This is a genomic window from Humidesulfovibrio sp. (assembly GCF_030689645.1).
Classification (GTDB): Bacteria; Desulfobacterota; Desulfovibrionia; order Desulfovibrionales; family Desulfovibrionaceae; genus Humidesulfovibrio.
Map to the genome: position 1 here is coordinate 1 of NZ_JAUYFU010000071.1, position 9,379 is coordinate 9,379.

General features: G+C 64.5%; 8 protein-coding genes. 7 read left to right on the forward strand and 1 reads right to left on the reverse strand.

Features of this window, described 5'->3' with window-relative positions:
• The 7 genes from Q8O35_RS10150 to Q8O35_RS10180 all read left to right on the forward strand — a co-directional run.
• Window positions 1–635: RHS repeat-associated core domain-containing protein (locus tag Q8O35_RS10150; RefSeq protein WP_305572875.1), on the forward strand; the 635-nt coding region annotated here is incomplete at its 5' end.
• Entirely contained in the window at window positions 620–928 is a 309-nt protein-coding gene (locus Q8O35_RS10155; RefSeq protein ID WP_305572877.1) for a hypothetical protein, read from the forward strand. The genes Q8O35_RS10150 and Q8O35_RS10155, both read left to right, overlap by 16 nt.
• A 251-nt stretch (window positions 929–1,179) precedes the next feature.
• Window positions 1,180–2,934 (forward strand): phosphoenolpyruvate carboxykinase, encoded by a 1,755-nt coding sequence (locus tag Q8O35_RS10160; RefSeq protein WP_305572879.1) that lies wholly within the window; start codon window positions 1,180–1,182, stop codon window positions 2,932–2,934.
• Window positions 2,935–2,972: 38 nt separating this feature from the next.
• A complete protein-coding gene (locus Q8O35_RS10165) occupies window positions 2,973–3,674 on the forward strand; it encodes a molybdopterin-guanine dinucleotide biosynthesis protein MobB (RefSeq protein WP_305572881.1) in 702 nt (233 codons plus the stop codon).
• Window positions 3,675–3,681: 7 nt separating this feature from the next.
• Window positions 3,682–4,968 (forward strand): gephyrin-like molybdotransferase Glp, encoded by a 1,287-nt coding sequence (glp, locus tag Q8O35_RS10170; protein WP_305572883.1) that lies wholly within the window; start codon window positions 3,682–3,684, stop codon window positions 4,966–4,968.
• Between the two features lie 219 nt (window positions 4,969–5,187).
• On the forward strand, window positions 5,188–6,045 hold the full coding sequence (panB, locus tag Q8O35_RS10175; RefSeq protein WP_305572885.1) for a 3-methyl-2-oxobutanoate hydroxymethyltransferase: 858 nt from the start codon (window positions 5,188–5,190) through the stop codon (window positions 6,043–6,045).
• Window positions 6,046–6,051: 6 nt separating this feature from the next.
• Window positions 6,052–7,026, forward strand: a complete 975-nt coding sequence (locus Q8O35_RS10180; RefSeq protein WP_305572887.1) for a hypothetical protein — start codon at window positions 6,052–6,054, stop codon at window positions 7,024–7,026.
• 365 nt (window positions 7,027–7,391) lie between these two features.
• On the opposite strand, the gene Q8O35_RS10185 is transcribed toward Q8O35_RS10180, so the two are convergent.
• The coding region (locus Q8O35_RS10185) for a methyl-accepting chemotaxis protein (protein ID WP_305572889.1) at window positions 7,392–9,379 on the reverse strand (1,988 nt) is incomplete at its 5' end.

The window sequence follows — 9,379 nt, forward strand, 5'->3', positions numbered from 1 at the left end:
TACAGGCAATACAATACGACAGCTTCGGCAACCTGTTAGCGGTGGCCGGAGACGTGGTGCGCCTGCCGCTCGGCTTCGCGGGCGGGCTCTTTGACGCCGACACTGGCCTGACGCGCTTCGTCTGGCGCGACTACGACGCCGACACTGGCCGCTTCACGGCCCTTGATCCGCTGGGTGCAAAGGGCGGGGATAGCGATTGGTACGGCTACTGCGTGGATGATCCGGTGAACAGGGTTGATGCGTGGGGGCTGTGGTCCCTCTTTGGGGTTGAGTTTGGAGGCGAGGGGAGGCCTTTCTGGCAGCCAAAGTATGGCAACTGGGGCGGGAAGGATTGGAGCGGGGGACAAATCCCTAAGCGCAACGGCGGGGAAGATGGAACAGCCCCATCAACTGATAGCGCAGACGACATATATAAAACGCATGACACTGAATGGCGTAACTGTGACAGTGCGGACATTTTAGCAGAGAACAGGGGAAAATGGCGCGAGGAGTGCAAGAGAACGGCTGACCGTGAATTGGTGGATGGGCTGAGCAAGTTACCCAAAGATCCCAAGCAATGGGTCATGCCTCCTGCATCCGGGACGGAAAATGAAGCAGATCTGTTTCGAAGAGGAGCACAATGGCTGTTCAAATGATGCCAAAGCAGAGTTTCATGCGAGAGCCTGGAGTGGGCCTTGGGCTTCTCGCCTATATAACGGCAACGCTGTCATGTATGATGCAAACACGATGGCGTCTCGGCTATACTGAACTGGAGACATTTGTCATTCCGGCGGTTCCGTGGTTTCTGAATGTCTGTTTGTTTCTAAAGTTTCGGGGCCAACCGCTGAAACAATACTGGTGGATTTTGCCAACGGTGTTCATTGCAAATCCCATCCTGTTGGTCCTGGGCCTTATGGTGCTCGCCTGGTCCATTGGCGGCTTTGTGTGATGAAGTGAATCTGCCCCGGCCCGGCCACTGCGCCAGGCCGGGGCTTTTTGCGTAGACGCCGACACTGGCCGCTTCACCGCCCTCGACCCCGCCCAAGCTCATTCCGCAAAGGGCCGCGCATCCGGCCTCTCCCCCGTTGACCGCCCCCGGGTTTCTGGCCTATCGTGTGAGTCTGCGCAAGGATACCCCCCCGCTCCGCAGAGGGGGTGCGGGAGTTCGCGCGCAGGCAGCACCACCTCCGGAGGAAATGGATGTCCAGCCAGTCCAGCTACGAGTTCTACGGGGCCGATCTTTCCAAAATGCCGCCCCTTCGCGCCATTGCCGAGACACTAATTCTGGACAGCCGGGTACGGGCCGTCACCGCCGCCGAAGCTTATGAACTGGCCTGCGCCCAGCCTGACGTGTCCCTGACGGACATGCCGGTGTATCCCCCGGCGGCAAAGCGCCTGGGCCTGCCCGAGGGCGCGCGCGTGCTGAACAACTGCCATGGCCGCATCGTGGGCCGCAGCGCCAATGCGCGGCGCTTCTACAACGCCCTGTCCGCTTCGGACCAGCAGAAGGTGCTGGGCGACCTGCGCGAGGCCATGTTCGACTTCCAGAAGCGCCCGCTCATCAAGGCTCACGCCATCCTCGGCCTGGACCGTGATCTGATGATCAAGGCCACCCTGGTGGGCGGTCTGGACGATGCGGTGAACATCTTCAACTGGCTGGCCAACTTCACGCCCTTTGACGAATTGGCCGAGGCCTACGCCAAGAGCCCCAAGCTGCCCATACAGGATATCCTGATCATCGGCGACAACTTGTGGAGCAATCTTGACCCGTTTTATAATAACCACGGCGGCCCGCAGTTGGCCCTGGTGGACGAGGGCGCCAACGTCATCTTCAATCTGGGCATGCGCTACTTCGGCGAGCGCAAGAAGGGCACGCTGACCCTGGCCTGGACCTCGGGCATGCGCCTGGGAATGGCAGCCTGCCACGGCGGCATCAAGGAGATCGACTTCTCCGCCTGCCCCGATGCTGCGGCCAAGCAGGTCGGCAAGCGCTCCATCGCCTTCTTCGGCCTTTCCGGCACGGGCAAAAGCTCCCACACCAACAGCGCCGACAACGGCGGCAGCCTGCCTGCCGGATTCAAGAAAGTGGTGCTGCACGACGACGCCTTCCAGATCGACTGCGAACAGAAGGTGTGCCGCGTGTGGGAGCCCACGCTCTTCGACAAGACCGACTCCCGCCCCTTGGGGCACGAGGACTGGCGCTACATCATCAGCGTCATGAACCACGGCCTCATCGAGAAGGACGGAAAGGTGCTGCCCCTGGGCCAGGACCTGCGCAACTCCAATGGCCGCGCGCTTTTCGACCGCGACCTGATTGGCGCGTACGTGAACCGTTGCGGCTTCCCGAACATCATCTGCTGGCTCATGAAGGACTCCTGCCTGCCGCCGCTCATGCGCTTCGACAGCCAGCCGCTGGCCGTGGCCATGGGCGCAAGCCTCATGACCCGTCGCAACCGGGCCGAGAATGTGCCCGAGGAGGAGTTGCAGAAGCTGGTGTTCGTGCCCTTCGCCAACCCGTTCCGGGTCTACGAGCTGTGGCGCGACGTGCAGGCCTTTGTGAAGGTCTTCGACCAGGGGGCCAGGGGCTACTGCTTCAATTCCGGCGGGTTCTGGAAGGCGTCCGACATCGACCTGCGCCCCATTCCGCTCAAGACCTCCCTGCGGCTGCAAACCGCGCTGCTTCTCGACGAGCTGGAGTGGGAGGCCCTGGACATTTTGCCCGGCGCGCAGATTCCGACAAAGAAGAGCGTGGACGCCATTCTGCCCGGCTACTACGACGCCTACCATCCAGGCAATGTTGAGAACCGCGCGGCGTATCTTGCCACTGTGCGCTCGCGCTTCCGCCAGCGCATGGTGTTTTTGCAGTCCAGCGACCTGCACGACAAGCCCGGCCTGCTTCTCAGCCTTGTCAACGCCCTGGGCGTGGGCGGCGGCGAGGAAGAGGGCGGCGACTAGCGGAACCAGCCCCAGAACCGTCAGAACAAGGAGCAGCCATGCGCGCCATCGCCGTTGTGGGCTACAAGAAGTCCGGCAAGACCACCCTGGCCCTGGAGCTTGCCGACGCCCTTAAGAAGCTGGGGCACACAGTCACCCTGGTCAAGCACTCGCACCACGGCTTTGACGAGAAAGCCGAGACCGACACGGCCCGGTTCCGCGCCCACGCGGACATGGTCATGGGCTTTTCGCCCGGCGGCAGCTTCGTGTCCTGGCCGGGGGAACGCTCCCTGACGGACCTGATCCCGCTGGTGACCACGGACTTCCTGGTGCTGGAGGGCGGCAAGACCCTGGGACTCATGCCGCGCATCCTCATCGCGGAAGACGAGGCCACGGCAAAGGATCTTGACCCGGAGCTGGCCCTGGCCGTCTACGGCGACCATGCCCTGGACGAGCTCATGGCCACTCGAGACGTGGCTGGCCTGGCGCGCATCGCGGCCAAGGCGGGCTTCCTGCTGCCCGGGCTCGACTGCGGAGCCTGCGGCCGCAAGGACTGCCGCGCCCTGGCCGTGGACATTGTGGCTGGCGACGCCTCCGTGGCCGACTGCAAGGCCCTGAACAACAGCATCCGCATCACCGTTGGCGGGCAGCCCATGCCCCTCAATCCCTTCGTGGAGCGCATCCTCAGAAGCGGCATCCAGGGCATGCTCTCCGAGCTTAAGGGCTACACCCCCGGTCCTGTGGACATTCACATTGAGTGAGTCGGCCTTGCGTGATTCCGCACCGGGCAAGACGCTGGACGGCCACGGCTTTCTGAACGTGGTGAGCCGCGCGGAATTCTGCGCGCTCCTGGCCTCCTTTGCGCCCCTGGGCGCGGAGTCCGTGCCTTTGGAAGACGCCCTGGGCCGGGTGCTGGCAGCGGATCTGCCCGCGCCCGAAGACCTGCCCCAGACTGCGCGGGCCAGCATGGACGGATACGCCTTGTCCGCGCGCAGCGTGTTCGGCGCCACCGAGACCAACCCGGCCTATGCCGACTGCGTGGCCGACCTGCGCATCGACTGGAGCGCGTCCGAAGGGCAGGGCGGTTCCCTCAGCTTGGAGTCCGGCCAGTGCGCGCGCATTCCCACGGGAGGCACCCTGCCCGACGGGGCCGACGCGGTCATTATGGTGGAGCACACCGGGGATCTTGGCGCAGGCGCTATCGAGGTGCGCAAGAGCGTGGCCCCAGGTGAGAACGTCATGCTCCCGGGCGAGGACGTTCGCCAGGGCGAGGCCGCGCTGCCCGCCGGGCGCATCCTGCGCGCCCAGGACGTGGGCCTGCTGGCCGCTCTTGGGCAGACTCGCGTGGGCGTCGGCAAGCGGCCCCGCGTGGGCATTCTTTCCACCGGCGACGAACTGGTGCCTGCGGGCGAAACGCCGAAGCCCGGCCAGATCCGCGACGTGAACACCAGCGCCCTCGTTTGTCTGGTGGCCGAGGCCGGAGGGGTCCCCGTGGCCCTAGGCATCATCCCCGACGATCTGCCGCGCTTGACCGAAGCCCTGGCTGCGGCGCTTGAATCCTGCGACGTCGTTCTTCTGTCCGGCGGCAGCTCCATCGGCGCGCGGGACCATTCCGTGGCGGCCATGCTGGCCCAGCCCGGCGCGGAGATCCTCGCCCACGGCGTGGCCATGAGCCCCGGCAAGCCCACCATTCTCGCCCGCGTGGGCCGCAAGGCCGTAATCGGCCTGCCCGGCCAGGTGACCTCGGCCCAGGTGGTGCAGGCCGTGCTGGTGACGCCGTTTTTGCGGCATCTGGCGGGCAGGGCGGACGCCCTTTCGGTTTCGCCGCCGCCCTTTGTGGCCGAGCTGGCGCGCAACATCGCGGGCCGCCCCGGACGCGAGGACTTCGTGCGCATCCGCCTGGAGGCGCGGCCCGGCCTGCCGCCCCTTGCCCACCCTGTGCTGGGCAAAAGCGGCCTGCTCAAGACCCTGTTGGAGGCCAACGCGCTCATCGCCGTGCCAGCCGAGGCCGAGGGGCTGTACAAGGGCGCGCTGGTCCCGGTGTGGCCGCTGTAGCGCGGCGGACATTCCTGCATTTCCTCCGCCCTGAGCCAGTCGATTCTCCCCGCCATCCCGCCCGCAGCTTGTGACAAAAGGCGCGCTCCTTGACGTGGCGGCGTCCTCGGTTCTAATGAGCGGCACTGCGGCAGACTCCCTTGGAAGCCGCGCGTCCCACGCATTTTCGTCGCCACAGACTCCCCCCGCGAAATCGCATTCGACGAACAGGAGAACGCCATGCCCCCGAAACAGCGCACTGCCCCGGATATCCTGGCCCGTAAGGGCGGGGAGAAGATAGCCGTGCTCACGGCCTATGACTACCCCACGGGCCTTTTGGCCGACGAGGCCGGGGCTGACGTCATCCTGGTGGGCGACAGCCTGGGCATGGTCTGCCTGGGCCTGCCCGACACCCTGGGCGTGACCATGGCCGACATGCTGCACCACACCAAGGCCGTGTGCCGCGCCGTGAAAAGCGCGCTGGTGGTGGCCGATATGCCCTTCCTCTCCTACCAGACCAGCATTGCCGACGCCGTGGCCAATGCCGGGCGGTTTTTGCAGGAGGCCGGCGCCCGCGCCGTGAAGCTGGAAGGCGGGGCCGAGTTCGCGCCGCACGTCCGGGCCACGCTTTCCGCAGGCATTCCGGTCATGGGCCACATCGGGCTGACCCCGCAGCAGGTGGCGCGTTTGGGTGGGTTCAAGGCCCAGGGCAAGACCGCCCGCGCCGCCCGCGCCCTTTTGGCCGATGCCCACGCCCTGGCCGATGCCGGATGCTTCGCCCTGGTGTTGGAGGCCGTGCCCGCTGAGGTGGCCGCACGCATCACGCAGGAGGTTGGCATCCCCACCATCGGCATCGGGGCCGGGCCAAATTGCGACGGTCAGGTGCTGGTGTTCCACGACGTGCTGGGCCTTTGCCCTGGCTTGCGTCCAAGTTTCGTCAAACAGTACGCCGACCTCTGGACCCCGGCGTGTGAGGCGCTCTCGGCCTATTGCGCCGAGGTGCGCGCTGGTGCGTTCCCGGCTGATGCTCACACCCGGCGCATGGACCCTGCCGAGCTGGCTGAGTTCCACGCGGCTTCTGAATACGGGGATGCGTAAGCCTTCATGCAGGCAGTTGCCGAGACCCTGACCGTCAGCGCTCTCTGGCACGGGCTGGCCGTGCCCCTGTCGAGCCTGCTCTTGTCCATCAGCGTGGGGCTCTTTGTGGGCACGCTCATTGAGGCCCTGCACTGGACCCGCGCCGTGGCCAAGGTGGCGCAGCCCCTGGTGCGCCTGGGGCGGCTCAAGGACGTGGCCGGGGCCAGCTTCTCCCTGGCGTTCTTCTCTGGCGCGGCGGCCAACACCATGCTGGCCGAGGCCTACGAGCGCGGCGAGATCACCAGGCGCGAGGTGATGCTCTCCAACCTCTTCAACAGCCTGCCCACGTACTTTCTGCACCTGCCTACGCTGTTCTTCATTGCCGCGCCCTTCATCGGGGCCGCAGCAGCGCTCTACGTGGGGTTGACCATCGGGGCCGCGCTTTTGCGCACCCTGGGCATCGTGCTGCTGGGACGCCTGACCCTGCCGCCCCTGCCTGAGGGCTGCGTGGCCTGCCTCCTTGCCGAGGACCCCAAGTGGGACTGGCGCGGCGCTTTGGACAAGACCCTGAAGCGCTTCCGCAAGCGCCTGCCGCGCATGATATTCTATACCATCCCTATCTATGTGGCGTTTTTCTTTCTCAAGCGCTGGGGCGTGTTCGACGCAATGGAGATATATATGGCCGAGCACGCGAGCTTCCTGTCCTGGCTGCCGCCCCAGGCCATGGGCATCGTGGTGTTCCACATGGCCGCAGAGACGACGGCGGGCTACGCCGCCGCAGGCGCGCTGGTGCAGACCGGCGGGCTCACGGTGAAGGAGCTGGTGCTGGCCCTGCTTGTGGGCAACATTTTGTCCTCACCGGTGCGCGCAGTGCGCCACCAGTTCCCGTACTACGCGGGCATCTTCAAGCCAGCCCTGGCCATGAAGCTCATCATCAGCAACCAGGCCTTGCGCGCGGCCAGCATCGCCCTGGTGCTCGCGGGCTACGCTTACTGGGGCTGACCTCCAGTTCTTGACGACTCTGTCCTGACTCCCTGTTCCTGCGCCCGGCAGCCCCGGTCCTAACCCCAGGGCCGCAAATGATTCGCAGCGCCATTGCCGCCTGCATCCTGTGCGCCCTTGCTGTGTTCAATGGCCAGCGCAGGTCCGTTGCGCCCAGGGCGCTACGCTGGAGCAGGCGAGCAGCCCGCACGCAGTCCGTCACATGCAAACGGCCCGCCCTCCCTAAACAGGAAGGCGGGCCGCTCTCATTGATATTTCCGCATGTGGCTGAACACCCCTCTGCTTCTCGCAAACCTCTCTGGCGGCATGGGGATTCGAAGCCGCTTAGCCCTATTGAGTGGGCGAGAGGGGGGGCTCTGTTTTGCCTATACCTGCTGGCCCTCTGAGCGCAGCTGGTTCGTGAGGTTCTTCAACGTCTGCGCCTGCCGGGCCAGTTCGACCACGGTGGTGGAGGCGTGGCTCATGGCGTTTGCCGTGTCATTGGAGATGCGGCTGATGTCATCCACGCTCCGGTTGATTTCCTCGCTGGTGGCGGATTGCTGTTCCGCGGCGGTGGCGATGGAGCGCACCTGGTCGGAGCTGGATTCCACCAGTCCCACAATGGTTTGCAGGGCCTGGCCCGAATCCTGGGCCAGGGTTGTGGCCTTCTGGATGTGCTCAACGGAGCGGTCCACGCCGAGGATGTTTTTGTGCGTGCCGTCTTGAATGCCGCGAATGGCGTCGCCTACTTCTTTGGTGGCCGTCATGGTCTTTTCGGCCAGCTTGCGCACCTCGTCGGCAACGACTGCAAAGCCGCGCCCGGCATCGCCTGCGCGGGCCGCCTCGATTGCGGCGTTGAGCGCCAGCAGGTTGGTCTGGTCGGCAATGTCGCTGATGACGGAGAGGATGGTGCCGATGCCGTCGGCCTGGCGGCCCAGGGCGGCCATGTTGGTCTTCAGCTCTTCGCTTGAGCGCTGCACCTCGTTGATTCCCGCCACGACCTGGGCCACGATCTGCGCACCGTGGGTTGCGTTCTTGCGGGCGTTCTCGCTTGTTTCGGCGGCGCGGCTTGCGTTGTGGGCAACTTCGAGCACGGTGGCGTTCATCTCTTCCATGGCGGTGGCGGTTTCGGCCACGCGCTGCGACTGGTGATCCGCTCCGCGCCGGGACTGCTCGATCTGCGCGGAAAGTTCCTCTGATGCGGAGGAAACCACGCCCACCACCTGCTCAAGCTGGCTGGCGGCATGGAGCAGACCCTCGCGCTTGGCCTGTGCGGCCTGCTTCAGGGCGTCCTCGGCCCTTGCTGTGGCATGGTTGGCCTTTTCTGCCAGTTCCTCAGCTTCTTTACTCTTATGATCGCTCTCAAGGATCATGCCCCGCAGTCGTTCCACCATGTGCCGCAAGGTGTCGGCCAGGGTGCCGATCTCATCGTCGCGCTTCACGTCGAGAACACGCTCCAGGTCGCCCTGGGCCACTTTTTCGGCAAAGTCCGCTGTGCGTTTCAGGGGGCGCGCCAGGGATCGGGCGAAGAGCAGGCCCAGACCGCCCATGACGATGGAGATGGCTGCGGCGGCGATGAAGATGGCCCAGAATATCCTGTTTTGCGCGGCCTCAATGATGCTGCGGTCCTTGCCGATGAAGAACATGCCCAAGATCTTTCCCGCGCCGTCTTTGAGAGGCCAGTAGGCCGTTTCGTATGATTTGCCCAGTATTGTGTTTTGGGAGAGGAATGTCCCACCCTTTTGCAGAACGGCCTCCAGCACCTTGGGGTTGTCCATCTTGGTGCCAACGGCGCGCTTGCCGTCCTTCATTATGGTCGTGGAGATGCGCATGTCGCCCTCGAAGATGGTGACTTCAAGGCCGGTGAGCGCCTTTATTTCATCCACATGGGCCTCGCCGGAGATCTCCATGCCCAGGGCTACCACTCCGATGATGGTGTCGCCGCGTTCGATGGGGTGTGCGCCCAAAATAGCGTATTTAATTATCTTCCCTTGTTCGATGGAGGCGGAGCCTTTGCCCCTCAACGCTTCGGCCACAGGGAACCTGTCGGAGGCGGAATCCCCAGCCTTTTCAGAATGTCCGCGCGCGATGATGACGCCCTGCGCATCGGTGACAAATGCGGTGCCTGCGTTGAAGATGTTCATTTGTTGTTTGAGAAGCGTGTGCAGCGTTTTTTTGTCCTTCTCGGCCAACGCCTGCACAAGGTGCGGGTTCTGGGCCAGGGAGGTGGCGGCCTTGAGGGTGTTTTCACGCTTGGCTATTACTTCTTTCTCCACAACGGTCTCAAAAAGACGGATGTTGTCCTTCGCTTCATCGTTAAATCCTTGGCTCGCAAAATGCTGTGCCGCCAGGAAGAGGCTGAGGCTGGTGACGA

Excerpts from the sequence above, each read along its gene's own strand:
- Q8O35_RS10155 (WP_305572877.1), top strand. The coding sequence starts at position 620 with ATGGCTGTTCAAATGATGCCAAAGCAGAGTTTCATGCGAGAGCCTGGA.
- panB (WP_305572885.1), top strand. The coding sequence starts at position 5,188 with ATGCCCCCGAAACAGCGCACTGCCCCGGATATCCTGGCCCGTAAGGGC.
- Q8O35_RS10180 (WP_305572887.1), top strand. The coding sequence starts at position 6,052 with ATGCAGGCAGTTGCCGAGACCCTGACCGTCAGCGCTCTCTGGCACGGG.
- Q8O35_RS10165 (WP_305572881.1), top strand. The coding sequence starts at position 2,973 with ATGCGCGCCATCGCCGTTGTGGGCTACAAGAAGTCCGGCAAGACCACC.
- Q8O35_RS10160 (WP_305572879.1), top strand. The coding sequence starts at position 1,180 with ATGTCCAGCCAGTCCAGCTACGAGTTCTACGGGGCCGATCTTTCCAAA.